Origin of the sequence: Solimonas aquatica (assembly GCF_900111015.1) — a bacterium.
In the GTDB taxonomy this organism is placed as follows: Bacteria; Pseudomonadota; Gammaproteobacteria; order Nevskiales; family Nevskiaceae; genus Solimonas; species Solimonas aquatica.
Genome location: NZ_FOFS01000005.1, coordinates 206,310 through 226,107, shown reverse-complemented (window position 1 = coordinate 226,107; position 19,798 = coordinate 206,310). Strand labels below are relative to the sequence as shown.

At 67.3% G+C, this 19,798-nt stretch carries 18 protein-coding genes; 5 read left to right on the top strand and 13 right to left on the bottom strand.

Annotation, left to right across the window (positions count from 1 at the left end; genetic code table 11):
- Positions 1-7 precede the first annotated feature (7 nt).
- On the top strand, positions 8-799 hold the full coding sequence (locus BMY12_RS08165) for a hypothetical protein (RefSeq protein WP_093284366.1): 792 nt from the start codon (positions 8-10) through the stop codon (positions 797-799).
- Positions 800-1,134: 335 nt separating this feature from the next.
- Here the strand turns inward: BMY12_RS08165 and metX are convergent, their stop codons facing one another.
- The 5 genes from metX to BMY12_RS08140 form a co-directional block, all read right to left on the bottom strand.
- Positions 1,135-2,208: a homoserine O-acetyltransferase MetX gene (metX, locus tag BMY12_RS08160; protein ID WP_093284363.1), complete on the bottom strand. Its 1,074-nt coding sequence runs from the start codon at positions 2,206-2,208 to the stop codon at positions 1,135-1,137.
- A gap of 1 nt (position 2,209) precedes the next feature.
- Positions 2,210-3,535 carry an O-acetylhomoserine aminocarboxypropyltransferase/cysteine synthase family protein gene (locus tag BMY12_RS08155; protein WP_093284360.1) on the bottom strand — a complete coding sequence of 442 codons (1,326 nt, stop codon included), beginning with the start codon at positions 3,533-3,535 and terminating at the stop codon, positions 2,210-2,212.
- A gap of 42 nt (positions 3,536-3,577) precedes the next feature.
- The gene (locus tag BMY12_RS08150; RefSeq protein WP_093284358.1) at positions 3,578-4,207 is read right to left on the bottom strand and encodes an RBBP9/YdeN family alpha/beta hydrolase; all 630 of its coding nucleotides are present in this window, start codon (positions 4,205-4,207) and stop codon (positions 3,578-3,580) included.
- Positions 4,208-4,376: 169 nt separating this feature from the next.
- Complete coding sequence (locus BMY12_RS08145; protein WP_093284355.1) at positions 4,377-5,612, bottom strand: NADH:flavin oxidoreductase; 1,236 nt, start codon at positions 5,610-5,612, stop codon at positions 4,377-4,379.
- Positions 5,613-5,698: 86 nt separating this feature from the next.
- Positions 5,699-6,427: a 2OG-Fe dioxygenase family protein gene (locus tag BMY12_RS08140; protein WP_093284352.1), complete on the bottom strand. Its 729-nt coding sequence runs from the start codon at positions 6,425-6,427 to the stop codon at positions 5,699-5,701.
- A gap of 124 nt (positions 6,428-6,551) precedes the next feature.
- Between BMY12_RS08140 and BMY12_RS08135 the strand changes: the two genes are divergently transcribed.
- A complete protein-coding gene (locus BMY12_RS08135) occupies positions 6,552-7,022 on the top strand; it encodes a DUF4442 domain-containing protein (protein ID WP_093284350.1) in 471 nt (156 codons plus the stop codon).
- Between the two features lie 14 nt (positions 7,023-7,036).
- On the opposite strand, the gene BMY12_RS08130 is transcribed toward BMY12_RS08135, so the two are convergent.
- The 6 genes from BMY12_RS08130 to BMY12_RS08105 form a co-directional block, all read right to left on the bottom strand.
- On the bottom strand, positions 7,037-8,419 hold the full coding sequence (locus BMY12_RS08130; protein WP_093284347.1) for a sigma-54-dependent transcriptional regulator: 1,383 nt from the start codon (positions 8,417-8,419) through the stop codon (positions 7,037-7,039).
- Positions 8,416-10,206, bottom strand: coding sequence for a sensor histidine kinase (locus BMY12_RS08125; protein WP_093284345.1), 1,791 nt, complete (start codon positions 10,204-10,206; stop codon positions 8,416-8,418). The genes BMY12_RS08130 and BMY12_RS08125 overlap by 4 nt, the downstream gene beginning before the upstream one ends.
- Positions 10,207-10,217: 11 nt before the next feature.
- A complete protein-coding gene (locus tag BMY12_RS08120) occupies positions 10,218-11,081 on the bottom strand; it encodes an alpha/beta hydrolase (protein WP_093284342.1) in 864 nt (287 codons plus the stop codon).
- Between the two features lie 14 nt (positions 11,082-11,095).
- Complete coding sequence (locus BMY12_RS08115; RefSeq protein ID WP_093284339.1) at positions 11,096-12,463, bottom strand: aspartate aminotransferase family protein; 1,368 nt, start codon at positions 12,461-12,463, stop codon at positions 11,096-11,098.
- 3 nt (positions 12,464-12,466) lie between these two features.
- Positions 12,467-13,222 (bottom strand): MtnX-like HAD-IB family phosphatase, encoded by a 756-nt coding sequence (locus BMY12_RS08110; RefSeq protein WP_093284337.1) that lies wholly within the window; start codon positions 13,220-13,222, stop codon positions 12,467-12,469.
- A gap of 297 nt (positions 13,223-13,519) precedes the next feature.
- A complete protein-coding gene (locus BMY12_RS08105; RefSeq protein ID WP_093284334.1) occupies positions 13,520-14,188 on the bottom strand; it encodes a nitroreductase in 669 nt (222 codons plus the stop codon).
- 124 nt (positions 14,189-14,312) lie between these two features.
- Between BMY12_RS08105 and BMY12_RS08100 the strand changes: the two genes are divergently transcribed.
- Positions 14,313-14,504, top strand: coding sequence for a hypothetical protein (locus BMY12_RS08100; RefSeq protein WP_143068887.1), 192 nt, complete (start codon positions 14,313-14,315; stop codon positions 14,502-14,504).
- Positions 14,505-14,572: 68 nt separating this feature from the next.
- On the opposite strand, the gene BMY12_RS08095 is transcribed toward BMY12_RS08100, so the two are convergent.
- Complete coding sequence (locus BMY12_RS08095) at positions 14,573-14,854, bottom strand: HU family DNA-binding protein (RefSeq protein ID WP_245732412.1); 282 nt, start codon at positions 14,852-14,854, stop codon at positions 14,573-14,575.
- Between the two features lie 127 nt (positions 14,855-14,981).
- Positions 14,982-16,460, bottom strand: coding sequence for a wax ester/triacylglycerol synthase family O-acyltransferase (locus tag BMY12_RS08090; protein ID WP_093284329.1), 1,479 nt, complete (start codon positions 16,458-16,460; stop codon positions 14,982-14,984).
- A 165-nt stretch (positions 16,461-16,625) separates the two neighbouring features.
- Between BMY12_RS08090 and BMY12_RS08085 the strand changes: the two genes are divergently transcribed.
- Positions 16,626-18,551 (top strand): DUF1302 domain-containing protein, encoded by a 1,926-nt coding sequence (locus BMY12_RS08085; protein WP_093284326.1) that lies wholly within the window; start codon positions 16,626-16,628, stop codon positions 18,549-18,551.
- 114 nt (positions 18,552-18,665) lie between these two features.
- Complete coding sequence (locus BMY12_RS08080) at positions 18,666-19,634, top strand: flavin reductase (protein WP_093284323.1); 969 nt, start codon at positions 18,666-18,668, stop codon at positions 19,632-19,634.
- Positions 19,635-19,798: the final 164 nt, after the last annotated feature.

Sequence of the window (19,798 nt, the reverse complement as noted above, 5' to 3'; positions counted from 1 at the left end):
GGCGAGCATGTACAAGGCATTGGCGATCGGTCTGGCGTTCTTCGCCGTGTTTGCGGTGGCCGGATATTCCGTGGGCCGCTCGGTGGTCACCGCCGAGCCCTACATGATGAGCACCATCGCCAACGCCAGCACCGTGCGCCTCACCGGGCAGCGTCTGGTGCTGGACGTGAGCGATCCCGGCAAGCCGCCCTACTGGAGCCTGGATCTCGCCGACAACCGTCCCGCGTTCCGCAGCGCCGAGGCGATGCTGCGCTCGCTGGACGGCAAGACCGTCTCCGCGCAGAGCAATCTGCTGATGCTGTTCGCCTCCGGCGGCGCCGCGTCCACCACCGTCGGCACCGTCTACAAGCAGGTGCTGGAAGCCAGGAAGACCGGCGACTGGCTCAGCTTCGTGGCCATGGTGGTGGGCGGTGCCTCCGGCTATCTCGCCGGCTACAGTGTCGCCCTGAAAACCGCCAAGCCTTCCGACAAGGAAATCCAGCTGGCCCTGCGCAATCCGCGCACCGTGGAGAAGGTGAAGAAATACGTGTTCCTGTCGCTGCTCAAGAAGCAGCCGCCGCAGACCGCCGCCGCGCCGGCCGACAGCGCCTACTTCGACCAGGCCTGCGCCGCCATCCGCGAGCACGCCGCACACATCGACTGCCTGAGCCAGGCCTGGGCCGCCTCCGGCTACACGCGGCGACCGGCGTACGCCGCCGCGCTGATCCAGGGCGCCGGCAGCGCGCTGAGCAGCGACGAGGTGAATCTCAAGGGCGAGGCGTTCTGGGTGTTTGTGCTGGCGACGGCGCAGGGCGAGTGAGCGCGCAGCGCGTAAGCCAGCTTGCGGTCGTCGCTGATCAGAAGTCAGCGAAGGCGCGCCCGATGCAAACGAGGGCCTGCTCCGGCACAGCTTGCGCTTGCTCATCCGGGTGAATCGAAACAGCACACGGCATGCCCGTTGCCAGCGCCCGAGGCGCCCAGCGCAGCGCCCGCGCTTGAGTATTCCCGAAATGGGTTCGATAACACCCAGTAGGGGAACGCCCCTAACTGACGACTCCGCAGCTCTCGCCCTGTTTCCGCCGCTGCGTCAGCGCCTGCCGGTCTTTCAATGCCTGCAACACACGATCCGGCCGGCGGCGCAGACGCGGCTTTTCCTCAACACGCAAACGGCAGCACCGGCCGCGCCACGCCGCCGCGCTGCTGGCTTTGTGCGCGCTGTTCCGCCAGCCGCACGCGGAAGCGTTTGATCTCGCGGCTCAGGGCTTCGCTTTCCACCAGAAAGCCGTCATGGCCATAAGCCGAACGCAGCTCGGCGTAGCGGCCCTGCGGCAGCAGGCGGGCGATGCGGCGCTGTTCGGCGGGCGGATACAGCAGATCGCTGTCGATGCCGATGAGCAGCGTCGGCACCGGACATTGCGTCAGCGCCAGTTGTACGCCGCCGCGGCCACGGCCGAGATCGTGACGGTCCATGGCGTCGAGCAGGCACAGATAGCTGTCCACGTCGAAGCGCTCCAGAAAACGCGCGCCGTGCGCGTCCAGCCAGCTCTGCACGCTGAATTGCCGCGCATCACGATGCCGGCCGAAGCGTTCCTCGAACTGCTGCCAGTGCCGGTAGCTGCACATCGCGGCCATGCGCGCCACGGCCAGGCCTTCGCGCGGTTCGCGTGCCTGCAGGATCGCGGCGCGCTGCACCTGCGACTGTGCGATGGCCCAGGCCGGTTGTTGCGCGGCGCTGGCGATCACCACGGCGGCGCCGACGCGACGCGGTGCGCTCACCGCCCATTCCAGCGCCTGCATGCCGCCCAGCGAGCCGCCGATCACCAGGTCCAGGCGCGTGATGTTCAGCGCGCCGAGCAGCAGGGCCTGCGCGCGCACCATGTCGCGCACGCTCAGCGCCGGAAAGCGTCGCCCGTAGCGCAGGCCGTCGCGCGGGTTCGGACAGGCCGGACCGCTGGAGCCGTAGCAGCTGCCCAGCACATTGCTGCAGACGATGAAGTCGCGCGCCGGATCGAGCAGGCGCTGCGCGCCGATCAGGCCCGGCCACCATTGCTCGACATCGGCCGAACCGCTCAGCGCATGGCAGACCAGCACGGTGTCGCCACCCGCAGCGGGCCGTCCCCAGCTGCGATAAGCGAGGCGAGCGCCGTGCAGGCGCTCGCCGCTTTCCAGCTCGAAAGGATCCGGCAGTGCGAAGTAACGGGTCTGCGGATGCGCGTGCGCGCCGCTCACTTCATGCGGCCAGCGGCACGCGCGCGGCGCTGAGCGCCTGCGTGAGGTCGTACTTGATGTCTTCGATGTGCTCGATGCCCACGCTGACGCGGATCAGGTCCGGTGTCACGCCGGCCGCGCGCTGCTCGGCTTCCGAGAGCTGCTGATGCGTGGTGGAGGTGGGATGGATGATCAGGGTCTTGGCGTCGCCGACATTGGCCAGATGACTGGCCAGCTGCACCTTGTCGATCAGCCGCCGCGCCGCTTCATAGCCACCGCGCACGCCGAAGTTGAGCACCGCGCCGTAACCATTGCGCAGATAGCGCTTGGCCAGGGCGTGATAGGGGCTGTCTTCCAGGCCCGGATAATTCACCCAGCTCACGTCCGGCAGGGTGCGCAGATAGCGCGCCAGCTCCAGGGCATTGTCCACATGCCGCTGCGCGCGCAGCGACAGCGTCTCCAGGCCCTGCAACAGCAGGAAGGCGTTGAACGGCGAGAGCGAGGTGCCGAAGTCGCGCAGGCCTTCCACGCGCGCGCGGATGGCAAAGGCGATGTTGCCGAAAGGACTGCCGGCGCCGAAGGTCTCCCAGAACTTGAGACCGTGATAACCGGGCGCGGGCTCGGTGAACAGCGGGAACTTGCCATTGCCCCAGTCGAAGCGGCCGGAGTCCACGATCACGCCGCCGATGCTGGTGCCATGCCCGCCAATCCACTTGGTGGCCGATTCCACCACGATGTCGGCGCCATGCTCGATGGGCCGCACCAGAAAGCCGCCGATGCCGAAGGTGTTGTCCACCACCAGCGGAATGCCGTGGCGATGCGCCACATCCGCCAGCGCCTTGAAGTCGGGAATGTTGAAGCGCGGATTGCCGATGGACTCCACATACAGCGCCTTGGTCTTCGGACCGATGGCGCGTTCGAAGTCTTCCGGCTTGTCGCCATCGACGAACTTCACGTCGATGCCCAGACGCGGCAGCGCCACCTTGAACTGGTTGTAGGTGCCGCCGTAGAGATAACTGGTGGAGACGATGTCATCGCCGGCCTGCGCAATGGTGCTCAGCGCCAGGAACTGCGCGGCCTGGCCGCTGGAAGTCGCCACCGCCGCCACGCCGCCTTCCAGCGCCGCGATGCGCTGTTCGAAGACATCGGTGGTGGGATTCATGATGCGCGTGTAGATGTTGCCGAACTCCTGCAGGGCAAACAGACGCGCGCCGTGGTCGGCATCGTTGAAGGTGTAGGAAGTGGTCTGGTAGATCGGCACGGCGCGGGCATTGGTGCCCGGCGCGGGCGCCTGGCCTGCGTGCACCTGCAGGGTTTCATAGCGGTACGGCGGCTTTTCCTGACTCATGTCTTTACTCGGCTGGGGGAGGTGAGGCGAGGGCGGCGCGGTTCAGTTCACCACGCGGCGACAAAGCTGCTCCAGCGCGCGCAGGCCTTCATGCCAGCGGCGATGCCCGGACTGTGTGTTGACGTGTCCGGCCGCGCCCAGGCTCAGCAGCTGACTGCCCCATTGCAGCGACCAGTGCCAGGCACGCTCCGGAGCCAGCCAGGGATCGTCCTCGCTCATCACCAGCACGCTGGGAAAGTCCGGTGCGATGCGATCCAGCTGGGCGTCCAGTCCGAACTTGGCCGGCTCGGCCGGCGCCACCAGCAGTGCGCCGGCAATCAGTCCCGACTGCAGGCGCGCGGCCTTGATCGCACCCAGGCAGCCGAAGCTGTGCGCCACCACGATCACGGGCTTTTGCTGCGTGAGCGCGGTTTCGACGATGGCGCGTGCCCAGGCGTCGAGATCGGGCCGGCTCCAGTCATCGAGGCGGATGCGCGTGAAGCGGGGAAACAGCTGCTGCCAATGCGTCTGCCAGTGCTGCGGGCCGCTGTCGTTCAGACCGGGCGCCACCACCACCGAGCAGCGTGCCAGCGCCGGAAAGTCGCTGGCTGAAACCGGTTTGCGCGCGCGCTCGGCGCGGCGCCGCCAGGGCAGCGTGCTGCGCGGCGAGGTCGAAGAGATGGCAAGGCCCATGTGGATGCTCCAGGCGGGGTGAAGACGGATGGCATCCTAGGGGCCTGGCGCGGCATGGATAAGCCCTATTCTTAGACTTGTTTTGTTGTGGCGCGCGCGCCGCAGCGCTCGGCGTCCGGGCGTGGGCGTCGCAAAACCAAGAACCCCCCGCCATGGCCGGGGGCGGCTTTCAATCCGCTGCGGGACTGCGATTGAGCTGCACCTCGTTGGGGCCGTGCAGCACGCAGGCGGTGCCGCCTTCGCTGTACATCATCGGCACGCAGCGATTGCAGGCGGTGCAGCCCGAGGTGGTGACGCTGCCGTCCTCGAAATGCCGCACCAGCGCCGGATCGTGAATCAGGGCGCGGCCCATGGCGATGGCGTCGAAGCCATCGTTCATGATGGTTTCCACGCCGGCCAGCGATTTCGCGCCGCCCAGATACGCCAGCGGCATCTTCACCGCCGCGCGCACCTGGCGCGAGTGCTCGCGAAAATACAGCTCGCGGAATTCGATCCTGGGTTCCACCAGACGCATCAGGCGCGTGGCGGTGCGCACCACCGGATTCTGAATCGTGGTCAGCGCCTCGGCCGGCATCGGGCTGCCGAAGATCGCCCAGGGCGACTCCACGTTCATGCCGCCGCTCAAGACCAGCAGATGCGCGCCTTCGGCCTGCAGCAGCTGCGCCAGTTCCGCGGCCTGTTCGCCCTGCGTGCCCTTGGCAAAACCTTCGGTGACGCCGATCTTGCAGCTGACCGCGAGCGCATCGCCCACTGCATCCAGCACCTGGCGCAGCACCAGCGCCGGAAAGCGCGCGCGCCGCGCCACGCTGCCGCCGTATTCATCGCGACGCTTGTTGTAGCTGGGCGAGAGGAACTGGCTGAGCAGATAGCCGTGGCCCATGTGGATTTCCACGGCGTCGAAGCCCGCCTCGCGCGCCAGGCGCGCGCCGCGCACGAACTCGCTGGCCACGCGGCGCATGTCGTCCTCGTTCATGGCCTTGCGCCACAGCCGGCCGCTGAGCACGCCGGCGGCATTGAAGCCGCCGCTGGCGCTGAACGGATAACGCGTGCTCAGCTGCGGCAGGAAGTTGAAGGCGCCGCCGTGCGTGATCTGCGCGCAGGCCGCCGCGCCTTCGCGATGCACGGCCTGGGTCAACACGCGCAGATGCCGCAGGCTCTGCGTGTCGAGCGTGATCTGATCGACGAAGGTGCGGCCGTCCGGGCTCACCGCGCAGTACGCCACCGTGCTCATCGCCACGCCGCCGGCCGCCATGCGCCGGTGATGTTCCACCAGCATCTTCGAGGGCACGCCGCCTCGCGCCATGCCCTCGTTGGTGGCGGACTTGATGAAGCGGTTGCGCAGGAGCAGCGGACCGAGCTGCAGGGGCGTATAGGCGCGGGCGGCGGTGGGGCTCAGCGGGTTCATGTGGCGCTCGGGCAGGATCGGCTGCTGCGCACCATAAGCGCCGTGCGCGGCGGCGGCCTCGTCCCAATGCAGCAGCGCGGCCGGCTTCAGCGCTCGCGCTTGAAGGTCAGCACCAGCACGTCGCGGAACGCCGGCTCGCCCGGCTGCTGGGCGTGCACGGCGGTGACGCCGTGAAACACGCGGGCGTCGTCGATCAGGCAGCAGTCGCCGGGCTCGCGCAGGGTGAAGCTGCCCAGCGAACGGCCGTCGGGGGCGTGGATGCTGGTCACCCCGCTTTCGATGTTGTGGCGGCGGATCAGCAGCACCAGCACGTAGTCCACGCCGTCGCGATGCACGCCTTCCGGCGTCGGCAGTCCCGGCGTGCCCGCCTGCGCCTCGATGCGGAACTGATGCGCCTCCACGAACCAGCTGCGCGCGGCGGGCCGCAGGCTGCCGAAGCCGCTCAGGGCCAGGCGCAGCACGCAGCCCAGCGTGCCCTGTTCGAGGTTTTCGCCCATGGGCGCAAACCAGCGCTCGATGCCGCCATTGAGCGGGTTGTAATCCACGCTCTGGTAATGCGGCTGCGCCGGCAGGCGCTGGATGCTGCCATCGGCCTGGGCGCGGAATACGCCATGGCGCCGCCGCCGGTAGCGGCCACGGTCGGCCATGTAAGTGTCCAGCGGCATCGCCTCCCAGCTCTGCGCGAACGCGGGCCAGTCGGCCAGCGAACCCTGTGCCTGCAGCAGCGGCAGCAGGGTGGCGGCGGGCAGCAGGCAATGACCGTCCTGCGCCAGCTGGCGCAGACAGGTCTCGAATTCGGTGGAAGGCTTGGACATGGCGTGAAGGGCGCGCTATTGCAGCCCAGTTGCCCCGGTGAAGCAAGCGCGGCGGCGATCGGGCCATGGTGGCCGCCGCCGGCGGCATGCACAGTGCGAGGACAAATTTGATCGGGGTTCTGTCATGTCCGCGTTTTTCACCAGGCCCGCCGTGTTCCGGCTGGCGATGAGCTGGTATCCGCCGTACTGGGGCAGTGGCATCCGCGTGGCCGAAGTCTCGCCGGACTTTCGTCGCGTGGTGGTGCAGATGCGTCAGCACCGGCTCAACCGCAATGCCTTCGGCACGCATTTCGGCGGCAGCCTGTATGCGATGTGCGATCCCTTCTATGTGCTGCAGCTGGTGGCGCTGCTGGGCGGCGACTATCTGATCTGGGACAAGGCCGCGCGCATCGACTTCCTGCGCCCGGGGCGCGGCACGGTGCGCGCGGTGTTCGAATGGGACGAGGCGCAGCTGGTGCAGATCCGCGCGCAGACCGCCGACGGCGCCAAGTACGAGCCGGAGCGCGTGGTGGAAATCCGCGACGCGCAGGACGAGCTGGTGGCGCGCGTGCACAAGACGCTGTACGTGCGGCGCAAGAAGCAGGCGCGCGGCTAAAAGGCCGGCGGCGCTCAGGTCGAGCTGGGGCGCTTCACGATATTGATGCCCAGCTTCTTGATGCGATGCCAGAGGCTGCGCTCGCTGATGCCCAGCAGCTCGGCGGCCTGCACCTGCACGCCGTTGGTACGCGCCAGGGCTTCCAGCACGAAGCGCCGCTCCAGGCGCTCCAGTTCGGCGTCCAGATCGCTGGGCAGGCCGCCGTTCTCGCTGCTGACCGGTTCATGCAGTTCCGCCGGCAGATCGCCGGCGTCCACGCTGCCGTTGCGCGCCACGATCACCGCGCGCTCCACGCAGTTCTGCAGCTCGCGGATATTGCCCGGCCAGCTGTAGCGCTCCATCAGGCGCAGCGCCGCCGGCGTGAAGGCCGGCATCGGCCGCTCGCTGCTCTTGCCCAGCTCCTGCAGGAAATGCGCGAGCAGCAGGGGAATGTCTTCGCGGCGTTCGCGCAGCGGCGGCAGCTCGATGGGAAAGACATTGAGCCGGTAATAAAGATCGTGACGGAAGCCGCCGCTGCGCACCGCCTCGCGCAGATCGCGATGCGTGGCGGCAATCACGCGCACATCCACGCTGCGGCTCTGGCTGCCGCCCACCGGCTCCACCACGCGCTCCTGCAGCACGCGCAGGATCTTGGCCTGGATGCTCACCGGCATGTCGCCGATCTCGTCGAGAAACACGGTGCCGCCATTGGCCTGCACGAAGCGCCCCGGCCGCGCGCTGACCGCGCCGGTGAAGGCGCCCTTCACATGCCCGAACAGCTCGCTCTCCAGCAGGCCTTCCGGGATCGCCGCGCAGTTGATGGCCACGAAGGCCTCGTTGCGGCGCGCGCTGTTGTAGTGGATGGCGCGTGCCGCCAGCTCCTTGCCGGTGCCGCTCTCGCCGGTGAGCAGGACATTGGCGCGGCTTTCGCAGACCTCGGCGATGGCGCCGATCACACGGCGGAAAGCCGCGCTGGCACCGATCAGATGATCGAAGCGGTAACGGCTTTCCAGCTCGCGGCGCAGGCGCTGGTTGTCCTGCAGCGCCGCCGACAGGCGCAGGGCATTGCCGATGGTGGCGGACAGCTCGCCGATCTCGAAAGGCTTGGCGATGTAGTCGAAGGCGCCTTCCTTGATCATCTGCACCGCGTCCTTCACGGTGCTGTAGGCGGTCATCAGCACCACCGGAATGGTGGCGTGGCGGCTGCGGATGTCCTGCAGCAGGGCGTGCCCGTCCTGGCCCGGCATGCGCAGATCGGAGAGCACCAGATCGACAGGCTCGACGGCCAGCCGCTGCAGCGCGGCCTCGGCGGAGTCGGCGCTGAGCGTGCGATAGCCCAGATCGTCCAGTGCATCGGCAATCACCTCGCGCAGGCGCGGCTCGTCGTCCACCACCAGGATGCAGCGGCGCGGGTTCATGCCAGCACCGGCAGGCTGATTTCGAACACGGTGCCGCCGCTGACGTTGCGGCAGCGGATCTGCCCGCCATGCGCTTCGACGATACTGCGCGTCTTGGCCAGCCCCAGGCCGGTGCCATTGGGCTTGCTGGTGACGAAGGGCTCGAAGATGCGTTCGATCAGCGCCGGGGCGATGCCGCCGCCGCTGTCGCGGAACTGCAGCTGCAGCTGTCCGGCCCGGGGCGACAGTGCGATCTGCAGCTGCCCGCCGCCGGGCATCGCCTCGCAGGCGTTGAGAATGATGTTGAGCACCGCCTGATGCAGCGCGTCCGGATCGCCTTCCACGCGCAGCGCCTGCGCGTGATCGTCGATCTGCAGCTCGATCCGCCGTCGCGCCAGCTCCGGTGCGCAGACCTGCGTCACCTGCGCCAGCAGCGCCGAGGGCGACAGCGCGGTGAGCCGGATCGGCTGCGATCTGGCGTAGGAAAGAAAATCGCCGATCAGACGGTCGATGCGCCGCACCTCGCTGATCACATTGTCGATCAGCTTCAGATCGCGTTCGTTGAGCGCGTAGCGGTTGCGGATCAGTTCGGCGGAGGTGCAGATCACGCCCAGGGGATTGCGCACCTCGTGGGCGATGCCGGCGGCGGCCTCGCCCAGCGCCGAAAGCCGGTCCTGCTGACGCAGCTGCATCTCCAGATGCTTGAGCTGCTCCAGGCGCGAGGCCATGGCATTGAAGGAGTCGGCCAGCTCGGCGACCTCATCATGACCCTGCACCGCGACGCGGCTGCTGTAATCGCCGGCGGTGATGGCGCGCACGCTGTTGGCCAGCGAGCGCAGCGGCCGCGTCAGCCAGCGCGAGACCGCGTAGCCGATGGCCACCGACAGCAGCGTGCCGGTGAGGAAGATGAACAGGAACACGCTGGTGCGCGTCACCCAGCGCGTCGCCGTCATGCTGCTGCGCAGACCGCAGAACACCACACCCTGCAGGCGGCCGGCGTCGTCACGCAGCGGCAGATACAGGCCGGTGTAGGTGCTGTGGTCGACGTCGCGCGCGAAGTATTCGCTGGCCTGCTCGCGCAGCGCCGCCACCACGGCGGGATTGAGCCGCAGCTCGCTGGAGGCGCTCTGGCTGGACTGGAAGATGCGGCGGAAGCCGCCGTCCGCGCCGCTGGGTTCGAACAGGCGGAAGTCGAAGGAGGTGATGTCGCTGATGTGGCTGAAGAAGTCGGAGTCCAGCCAGGTGCCGAGCACCAGCTGGTAGCGGCGGTTCTGATGTTCGAAGCTGCTGCGCGCGGAAATCATCAGGCGCTTGTCCTGCGCGGTGCGGACCTGCGTGAACACCACGTCGCGGCCCAGGCGCACCGGCTGCTGCTCGCGCACCGGCTCGGAGCTGTACACCACCTCGCCATGCTCGTCGAGAATCTGCAGCAGATCAAAGCCCTCGGCGCGCAGGATCATGCGGATCAGCGGCGACAGGCCCTGCGTGCCGGACCTGAATTCGCCGACCAGCCCGGGGTCCTGCGTGAGCACCGCGCTGACCTCGGAGGCCTCGTGCTGGGCATCGATCATCGAGGACACGAAGTAGGTCGCGGTCTCGCGCAGCCAGACGCGCAGATTGTCTTCGAAGGCGCGCGTCACCACGCGGCTCGCCAGCTCGGCGGCGAACAGCATCGGCAGCAGACCCACCAGGATATAGGCCAGCACCAGACGGCCCTGCAGCGAGCTGCGCAGACGCAGCGGCCAGCGCCCGCCCGCCGGCGGCGCGCTCAGGGCCTCGGCGCTGGCAGGCAGGCTGGGTGAGGCCATGCCGGGCGTGCTCAGGCGCTCGCCACGGCAGCCACCGTGAAGGAGGCAGGGGTCGCGGCGCCGGCAGCGATGCCGACGCGCGAGAAGAACTCCACCGAGCGCTGCACCACCTGTTCGCGCTCGCCGTCGAGCGTGATCAGGTGATAGCTGTTCTGCAGCAGGCTCAGGGTCTGCGGTCCGCTGACGCGGCGGCAGACCAGCAGCGCATTGTCGAGACTGGCGACATCGTCCTGCGCCGCGTGCATCACCAGACAGGGACTGCGCACCTGCGGCAGCTGGCGCCGCACGGTACGGGACAGCTGATACATCTGTGCCAGCGCCGGCCAGGGATTGCCGGGCAGGCCGGCGGCGGCGCTGTCACCGCCCAGCATCGCGGCGGCGATGCGCGCGCGGATGCGCTCGTTCTTCAGGCCATAGGGCGGCTGCTCCACGAAGCGCCGCCTGCGGCCGATGCCCAGCACGGTGAGCAGCGGCAGCAGGAAGGACAGCCGCGCCACCGGCGGAATCGCCCAGCCGTCGTAGCGGAAGGTCGCGCCATAAGCCGCCACGCCGGCGATGTCCTGCGGGCGCTCGGCGGCGAGCCTGAGCGCCAGCAGCGCGCCCATCGACAAGCCGCCGACGAACAGCCGCGCATGCGTGCGCAGCAGCTCGCTGGCGGCGGCATCGACGCTGGCGTACCAGTCGCGCCAGCCGGTGGCGATCAGGTCGTCCTCGTTGCCGCAGTGTCCGGCCAGCTGCACCGCGCGCACCGTGTAGCCGGCGCGGTGCAGACCCTTGGCCAGCGGCCGCATTTCCGTCGGCGTGCCGGTGAGGCCATGAACCAGCAGCACCGCATCAGGGCCGCCCGGGAGCTGGTACTCGCTGTTGCGGATCATGGCGCCTGGCCTTTTTAGTGTGTGACGCGATGCAGGGCCTGACCCAGCAGTTCCAGGGCCAGATCGATTTCCGCGTAGCTGATGTGCAGCGAAGGCGCGAAGGTGATCACGTTTTTGTAGTAGCCGCCGATGTCCAGAACCAGCCCGTAGTCTTGCCCAGCCACCTTCAGATCAGCTTTCATGCACTCGGCGACCAGGCGGTCCACCATCGCCTTGTCCGGCGTGAAGCCGTCGGCCTGGCAGATTTCCGCGCGCAGCGCCAGGCCCAGGCCGTCGACATCGCCGATGATGCGAAAGCGCTTCTGCAGTTCCTTGAGCCCGGCGAGGAAGTATTCGCCCTTGCCCATCACCATGTTTTCGTAGTCGGTTTCCGCCAGCATCTTCATGGTCTCCAGGCCTACGGCGGTGCCCAGCGGATTGGAGGCGAAGGTGGAATGCGTGGAGCCGGGCGGAAACACGGCCGGATTGATCAGCTCCTCGCGCGCCCAGATGCCGGCCAGGGGATTGAGGCCATTGGTCAGGGCCTTGCCGAACACCAGCACATCGGGCGTCACGCCGAAGTGTTCGATCGACCACAGCTTGCCGGTGCGGTAGAAGCCCATCTGGATCTCATCCACCACCAGCAGGATGCCGTGCTGGTCGAGCACCTGCTTCAGCTCGCGGAAGAAGTTGGGCGGTGGAATCACATAGCCGCCGGTGCCCTGGATCGGCTCGACGTAGAAGGCCGCGTACTCGGCTTGTCTGACCTTGGGGTCCCAGACGCCGTTGTACTCAGTCTCGAACAGGCGCGCGAACTGCTGCACGCACTGATGTCCGTATTCCTCCTTGCTCATGCCCTTGGGGCCGCGGAAGTGGTACGGGAAGGGAATGAACTGCGCGCGCTCGCCGAAGTGTCCGTAGCGGCGGCGATAGCGATACGAAGAGGTGATGGCCGAGGCGCCCAGGGTGCGGCCGTGATAACCGCCTTCGAAGGCGAACATCAGGCTCTTGCCGCCGCTGGCATTGCGCACCAGCTTCAGCGAGTCCTCCACCGACTGCGAGCCGCCCACGTTGAAGTGCACGCGGCCCTGGCGCTGCCAGGCCTGTTCGGCGTGCTGGGCGATGCGCGTGGCCAGCTCGATCTTGTCGCGGTGCAGATACTGCGAGGCCAGCTGCGGCAGGGTGTCGATCTGCCGCTTCAGCGCCTGGTTCAGGCGTTCATTGGCGTAGCCGAAGTTCACCGCCGAATACCACATCTGCAGATCCAGATACGGCCGCTCCCGGGCATCGTACAGATACGAGCCTTCGCAGCGCGTGAAAATCTTCAGCTCATCCAGGTAATGCACGGTGTCGCCGAAGGAGCAGTACTGCGCCTCGTCCTGCAGCAGGGCTTGTTCATCCATGACTCAAAGGCTCCGGTAGTACAGGGGCTGCGCCTTGGCGGCGCGGCGGTGGTGATGGGGGTGATCGAGCAGCTCGCTGAGCAGGTAATGCAGCTGCGAGAACTGCAGGAAACGGCGGTGCGGGATCTGCCGCTGCTCGCAGTGCTCGGCGAGCCTGCCCTTGGCGAACACGAAATCGGCGCGTGCCGCCAGGCAGAAATCCGAACGGCCGTCGCCGATCAGCAGCACGCGATTGGCGCCCTGTGCCTGCGCCACCGCGCATTTGCACACGCCGCTGCCGGCGCTGCAGCCGGGGCGCGCATGCGGAAACTCCAGACGGTAGTGCTCGCGGTCGGTGGCCAGCAGGCGGTTGGCGTAAATCGGCAGCCGGGGCAGGCGGTGATGCGCGAGCACGCGGCGGATGGCCAGGTCCAGACCGTCGCTGACGATGCTCAGCGGCAGCGCGCGCGAATGACACTCGGCGACGAACCCGGCAAAGCCGGGGTCCAGATGCACGCGCGTGAGCTGCGCATAGAGATCGGCACGCGCGGCGCGCAGCAGCCGCACTTGCGCCGCCATGCAGTCGCGGGCGCTGATCGCGCCGTCCTGCCACTGCTGCTCCAGCGCGCGCCACTCGGGCGCGGCGAAACGCGCCAGCAGCTCATCCGTGACATCGATGGTGGCGATGGTGCCGTCGAAATCGCAGATCACGCTCCAGCGTTCCTGCGCGCGGGCGTGGCGCCAGAGCGTGCTGGGTTCAAGTCGGGTGGAATCGGCCATGCGCAGGCTCCGTGAAGGACTGCCTGCACAGGGGCAAGGACGGTGCCACGGGCACCCTCCAGACAAAACAGGGAGTTATCGGCGCATGCGGCCTGAATCAGCGCGTCGCAGCCTCCGCAAAGCGAAGCCGGCTCCAAAATTTGTAGCCGGCTTCTTGCCGGGAGCGCAGGGAAACCACGCTTTTGCGTAGTGACCTGAAAAACGCCATGGATGGCGTTTTTCGGCAAGCTGTTAGAAAAGCCGCGCCGTTTCGAAGCCAGAGGCCGCAGGGCAAAACTGCGCCTTGGCCTCGGCCGGTCAGATGCCGCGGAACTCCGCGAAGTCCGCCAGCGGCGCGCGCGCGCTGCGCAGCCGGTTCACCGGCGCCTGCTCGTCGGCGTAACCGATGGCCACGGCGCAGAAGAGCATGCGCTCGGCGGGCAGTTGCAGGAATTCCGCGATGGTTTTCGGATAGGCCGACCAGCATTCCTGCGGACAGCTGTCCAGGCCCGCCTCGCGCAGCAGCAGCATCAGGGTCTGCAGGTACATGCCCAGATCCGACCACTGCGGCGGACCCATCTGCCGGTCCACGCTGCAGAACACCGCCAGCGGCGCATCGAAGAACTGGAAGTTGCGCGCGAACTGCTTCAGGCGCCCGGCCCGGTCCTCGCGGGCGATGCCCAGCTCGGCATACAGGGCCTCGCCCAGCTCATAGCGATAGCGCCGGTAAGGCTCGCCCAGCTGCTGCGGATAGACGAAATATTCCGGCGTCTCCTGCGCGCCGCCGGCCAGGCGTTCGCGCATGATGGCCTTGAGGCGCAGCATCTCCTCGCCGCCCACCGCGTGCAGATGCCAGGGCTGCAGATTGCCGCCGGAGGGCGCACGCGCGGCCTGCTCCAGCAGGCGGCGCAGCAGGACGCCATCCACGGGACGGTCGAGAAAGGCCCGCACCGAACGGCGGCTGGCCACGGCTTCACTGACATTCATTTGCGTTCCCCGTCCGGGCCGGAACGGGCCGGCCGGATGTTTCGATAAGCTGTCTGAAAACTTACGGCGGTAATCTGCTGCGGCACCCGACTCGGGTTGACGACTCACAATACTGGAGATGCACATGAAAAAGCTCACGCTCGCCGCCGCCGCCACCCTGATGCTGCTGGGCGCGCAGGCCTATGCCGCTGACGCCGCCCCGGCCGCCCCGGCCGATGCGCCGGCCAAGGCCAGCACGCACGCCAAGGCCCACAAGCATCACGCCAAGAAGGCTGCCAAGAAGGCCGCCAAGCCCGCCGCCGCACCGGCACAGTAAGCCCGGCCGTTAAAAAAAAGCCCGCCGAAAGGCGGGCTTTTTCATTTGCCGGCACAGTCTTCCGAGGATTACAGAGAATCCTTGAGGCTCTTGGACGGCTTGAAGCGAACCGACTTGGACGCCTTGATCTTGATGGCGGTGCCGGTCTTGGGATTCACGCCCTTGCGCGCAGCACGCTTGGCGACATTGAAAGTGCCAAACGGCAGCACCTGCACCTTGCCGTGCTTCTTGATCTTCTTCGCCAGCGTTTCGAAAACCGCGCTCACCGTACGGGCGGCCTGAGCCTTGCTCAGATCCAGTTCCTTGGTGAGATCGTCGATCAGATGCTTACGACCATAACTTGCGGCCACTACCTTGCTCCCTGCAACAAATGCCGGAAATCGCCTCCGGCGGGTTTCGAGCCAATCGCTCTCGCTAAAAAATCAGCGCGCGAAATGTAGCAAGCCACGAAGGTTTCGTGCAGGGGGCTTGCCTTGTTCACAAGCCCGTATCCTCGCCCAGCACCCGTCGCGCACCGCGTCGCGCGCTGCGCCGCAGCGGTGTGATGTTGGCGTGCGCCGAGGGTTCACCGCAGATCGCGGCCTCCAGCTCGCCCAGCGCGTCGGCTGCGTACACCGCCAGTTTCTGCAATGAAGGCAGGGCATCACGGCAACCGGTGAAGGCGAAGGCCAGACGGTCGGCATAACCCACCACCGTGATGTTGAGCGCGTAGCCGTCGAACAGCAGCGGCACCGGATACAGCGCGTCCAGCGGCGCGCCGTGCAGGTACAGCGTCTCACGTGACAGCAGCACGTTGGACACCTGGAAGTTGAACACCGGCGGCAGACGCGCGAGCACGCCGGTCATCTGGCCCACCAGCAGGGGCGACAGGCCCAGCAGCGTGAACTGGCGCAGGGCATCGCCGGAGAGCGTGTGCAGCTGCTCCTTCATGCGCTGCGTCACCGCACGCACCACGTCCAGACGCTGCAGCGGATCGCTCTGCTGCGTGGACAGCGGCACCACGAAGCCGGCGCGCGTGGCCTTGCCCGCTTGCGCCTCGGGCCGCGCCAGACCCACCGGCACCGAGGCCACCAGCGGCACCGGCGGCAGCGCGTCGAGTTCCAGCAGATAGCGGCGCACCGCGCCGGCACAGACGGCCAGGGCCAGATCGTTGACCGTGCAGTGCGCGCGCTCGGCCAGCGACTTGATCTGCGGCAGCGCGAACAGCTGCGTGGCCAGACGCCGCTGTGCGGAGATGCGGACATTGAGCATGCTGCGCGGCGTGGCCAGCGCCGACCGGATGCCGCCTTCCGGGTTGTCGCGCGGCCGGCTCATCTGCACCAGCTTGGCGGCCAGCTGTGCGCCGGCCTTGAACTGCGCGCGCAGCTGCGCGGCGCTGCTGCGCAGCAGGCTCGCGGCCTCATCCTCGCCCTCGTCGCGCGCCGGCAGCGCGCCAGGCAGGTTCCACAAGGCGGTCTGCAGCGCGCCGGCGTCTTCGCTCAGCCAGCGGCGCAGCAGATTGATCGCGCTCAGGCCGTCCAGCGTGCTGTGATGCAGTTTCACGTACAGCGCGAAGCGGCGATGCTCCAGCCCTTCGATGAGATGGATCTCCCAGGGCGGGCGGCGCAGATCCAGCTGATGCGAATGCAGACGCGCCACCAGCACACCGAGCTCGCGTTCCCCGCCGGGGAAGGGCAGCGCGGAATGCCGGAAGTGGTGGTCGATGTCGACCTCGTCCAGGGTCTCCCAGGCCGGCGCCAGCTTGTGCAGACCGCCACGCGCCAGACGCTGGTTGAACGGCGCCGCGGTCACCGGCTGGGCGCGCAGATGTTCGTAAAGGCGGCGCAGATAATCGCGCGGCGCGCCATCGGGCAGGCGAAACGTGAGCAGGCCGCCGACGTGCATCGGCGTACGCGGTGATTCCATGCGCAAGTAGGCGGCATCCACGGGATTGAGGAAGCGCAGTTCAGCGGTCATCCACAGCTCCTTACATGATCGAAAACGCCGCTTCGCAGCGCGGCTTTTGATCCTAGTCAGTTCGGGTGAGGCTACCAGGACATCGAGTACTTAGCTTACGCGCTACAAGAAACCATATGAATGTCGCAGGGAGGAGCAATGCCGTCGTCCAAGGGATTCACGCGCATGAGGCGAAGGATTGCGGTGGCGGCGACCGGATTCTGCGCACTGCTGGGTGCGCAGGCGGCGGGCGCCGGCACCCTGGATCTGGGTAACGAAGTGGAGCTGGAGTACAAGCTCACCGTGACCTATGCGCTGGCGATGCGCACCAAGCACGCCGACCCGCGCCTGACCGATGCGCCGGTGGAAGAGTTCAGCTCCTATCTCAACATTCCCGCTGCGGCGCCGGCGCCGGGCCAGCCCGCGCAGATCTTCCGTTTCGAAGGCCAGGGTCTTTCGCAGTCGATCAACTCCGACGACGGCGACCGTAACTTCGACAAGTGGGCGCTGATTCACAACCGCCTCAGCGGCCTGGGCGAGCTGCAGCTGCACTGGCAGGACTATGGCGCGGTGCTCTCGGGTTCGGGCTTCATCGACGATGTCTACCATCGCAGCAATGACAACGATTCGCCGCGCACGCTCAACCAGTTCGGCCCGGCCGGTGAATATCCCGATCCCAAGCCGCGTGAATTCAGCGGCCCCACCAAGCGTTACGACGGCGGTCGCGCGCGGGTCCTGGAGGCCTATCTCTACGGCAGCTGGTGGCTCAGCGACGAAAGCTCGCTGAACCTGCGCGCCGGCCAGCAGCTGGTGGCCTGGGGCGAGAGCCTGTTCTTCTCCGGCATCGCCAGCGCCATGGGCCCCGCCGATGCCACCAAGGCCTTCGTGCCGGGCGCGGAGGTGAAGGACATCCTGCTGCCGGTGAACCAGATCGCGCTCAATCTCGCGGTCAACAACGAGCTGTCGCTGGTGGGCTATTACAAGCTCTCGTTCCGGCCCACGGAAATCTTTCCGGTGGGTGACTATCTCTCGCCCGCCGACGTGGTCGGTCCGGGCGCGCAGTTCGTCTACGGCTCGGCCAATCCCCTGGCCGCCACCGGCAGCTGCAGCGGCCTGCTGCAGAACTTCCATCTCAACGGTGCGCCGGTGTCGGTGGTGTCGCCGCAGCTGGAGACCCTGGTCTGCGGCCTGCTGGGCATCACCGCCGATACGCTCATCGATGCGCCGGATTACATCTACACCTACCGCGAGAAGGACCTCAAGCCCAGCGCCTTCGGCCAGTACGGTGGCGGCGTGAAGTATCAGCTGACCAGCTCCACCAATCTGGGCCTCTACTATCTGCGCTACAACGACACCAATCCGGCGGTGCAGCTCAACGTCGGCTTCGCTTCCTTCGGCACCGTGGGCGGCGTCAATCTCAGCACGCAGGCGCTCAACCAGTACGTGCCGGTCAGCTACAACGTGAAGTACTTCGACGGCATCCATCTGGCCGGCCTGAGTTATTCCACGGTGCTGGGCGGCTTCAACATCGCCGGCGAACTGAACTACCGCGATGGCATCGACACGCCGGTGGAAGCGCAGATCTCCGGGCACCTGAGTCCGATGTATCAGCGCGGCCGCATCAGCCAGGCGCTGGTCTCGGCCTTGTACGTGACCAATCCGCGGCTGTTCTTCGACGATCTGGTCTCGGTCAACGAAGCGGGCTTCCTGCACGTCAACGGCGTGGATCGGCTGAGCCCCTCGCCCGGCATCATTCCGGTGGGTGAGGGCGGCTCGCTGTTCTACGACCGCAATGCCTACGGCTTCATGAGCCTGCTGATTCCCACCAAGCACAACATCATCTCCGGCTGGGATTTCCAGATGCCCATCGTCTACGGCTGGCTGATCAAGGGCACGCCGGCCATGGCCGGCGCCTTCGGCCCGCTCTATGGTGACGGCGACATGCGCGCGAGCCTGAGCTTCAACATGCAATACCTGCAGAACCTGCAGCTGGGCGTGGGCTACAACTGGTTCTTCGGCAGTCCCAACAAGACCATCAAGCACAGCACGCTCGCGGCCAATCCGTACAGCGACCGCGACTACCTGACCTTCAACCTCAAGTACAACTTCTGATGTGCGCCGCGCACGTCCCCCGCGAGCCTGGAGCCGGCCTTGGATGAACACAATCCCGCTTTTCGCCTGCGCGGCAATCCTCCGCCGCGTGGGCACTTTTCCCAGGCCCCGGCCATGAACGCCGCCGTGTTCGACGCGCAAGAGTTCCGCAAGGCGCTGGGCGCCTTCGCCACCGGCGTGACCATCATCACCACCAGCGGCGCCGATGGCGCGCCGGTGGGGCTCACCGCCAACAGTTTCAATTCGGTGTCGCTGGACCCGCCGATGGTGTTGTGGAGTCTGGCCAACAGCGCCGCCAGCCTGGGCACCTTCCGTCGCGCCGAGTATTGGGCGGTGCATGTGCTGGCCAGCGATCAGGAGGAGCTTTCGGCGCGTTTCGCGCGACGCGGCATCGACAAGTTCGCCGGCCTGGAATACGACGCCGGGCGTGGCGGCATTCCGCTGCTGCGCGGCTGCATGGCGCGCTTCGTCTGCCGCACCGCCTCGCAGTACGAGGGCGGCGATCATCTGATCTTCGTCGGCGAGGTGCTGGATTTCGACCGCAGCGAGGCTGCGCCGCTGGTGTTTCATGCCGGCCGTTATGCGCACGCCACGCATCGCGACAGCCAGGCCACGCGCCCGCGCGAGGCGGCGCTGGCGGGCAGCTTCAGCGAGGACTTCCTCGGCTATCTGCTCGGCCGCAGTCATTTCGCCTTCTTCGGCCAGCTGCGGGATTCGCTGGAGCGCGAAGGGCTCAATGACATGGAGTTCTATGTGCTCTCCACGCTCAGCCTGCAGCCGATACTCAGCGACGAGGAACTGGCGCGCGGCCTGCCCGGCATTGCCGAGGAGCGCTGGCAGCAGGCGCTGGATTCCCTGGTGATGCGCGGCTTTGCCCACACCCGTCAGCGGGATGGTGTGGCCTATGAATTGTCCGAACGCGGCCGCCGCTGCGCCCTGCGTCTGATCTCGCAGGCCAAGGCCCTGGAATCCAAGGTCCTGGAGCGCTTCGACGCCGGCGAAGCCGCCGCCCTCAAATCGCTGCTCGGCCGCCTGCTCGGCGCCATCGACGAAGGCGCCGACGCCATCTGGAAGCCGCGTTGAATCGCCGGCTGCGAAACTGCAACAAGCCGTAGGGCGGCTTGGGCGCGACAGCGCCGTAAGCCGCCATGGCATTGTCGTTCTCGGTTTATCTGGTCTCTTGATTGCGCCTGGGTTTCGTGCGCCTGTCGGCGCCCGAGGTACTTCTCTTTGCTCGTGCAAAGAGA

Coding starts and splice junctions, on each gene's coding strand:
- BMY12_RS08085 (WP_093284326.1), top strand. CDS start 16,626: ATGAGGCGAAGGATTGCGGTGGCGGCGACCGGATTCTGCGCACTGCTG.
- BMY12_RS08080 (WP_093284323.1), top strand. CDS start 18,666: ATGAACGCCGCCGTGTTCGACGCGCAAGAGTTCCGCAAGGCGCTGGGC.
- BMY12_RS08140 (WP_093284352.1), bottom strand. CDS start 6,427: ATGTCCAAGCCTTCCACCGAATTCGAGACCTGTCTGCGCCAGCTGGCG.
- BMY12_RS08115 (WP_093284339.1), bottom strand. CDS start 12,463: ATGGATGAACAAGCCCTGCTGCAGGACGAGGCGCAGTACTGCTCCTTC.
- BMY12_RS08105 (WP_093284334.1), bottom strand. CDS start 14,188: ATGAATGTCAGTGAAGCCGTGGCCAGCCGCCGTTCGGTGCGGGCCTTT.
- BMY12_RS08155 (WP_093284360.1), bottom strand. CDS start 3,535: ATGAGTCAGGAAAAGCCGCCGTACCGCTATGAAACCCTGCAGGTGCAC.
- BMY12_RS08130 (WP_093284347.1), bottom strand. CDS start 8,419: ATGAACCCGCGCCGCTGCATCCTGGTGGTGGACGACGAGCCGCGCCTG.
- BMY12_RS08090 (WP_093284329.1), bottom strand. CDS start 16,460: ATGACCGCTGAACTGCGCTTCCTCAATCCCGTGGATGCCGCCTACTTG.
- BMY12_RS08110 (WP_093284337.1), bottom strand. CDS start 13,222: ATGGCCGATTCCACCCGACTTGAACCCAGCACGCTCTGGCGCCACGCC.
- BMY12_RS08125 (WP_093284345.1), bottom strand. CDS start 10,206: ATGGCCTCACCCAGCCTGCCTGCCAGCGCCGAGGCCCTGAGCGCGCCG.
- BMY12_RS08120 (WP_093284342.1), bottom strand. CDS start 11,081: ATGATCCGCAACAGCGAGTACCAGCTCCCGGGCGGCCCTGATGCGGTG.
- BMY12_RS08150 (WP_093284358.1), bottom strand. CDS start 4,207: ATGGGCCTTGCCATCTCTTCGACCTCGCCGCGCAGCACGCTGCCCTGG.
- BMY12_RS08145 (WP_093284355.1), bottom strand. CDS start 5,612: ATGAACCCGCTGAGCCCCACCGCCGCCCGCGCCTATACGCCCCTGCAG.
- BMY12_RS08100 (WP_143068887.1), top strand. CDS start 14,313: ATGAAAAAGCTCACGCTCGCCGCCGCCGCCACCCTGATGCTGCTGGGC.
- BMY12_RS08135 (WP_093284350.1), top strand. CDS start 6,552: ATGTCCGCGTTTTTCACCAGGCCCGCCGTGTTCCGGCTGGCGATGAGC.
- BMY12_RS08165 (WP_093284366.1), top strand. CDS start 8: ATGTACAAGGCATTGGCGATCGGTCTGGCGTTCTTCGCCGTGTTTGCG.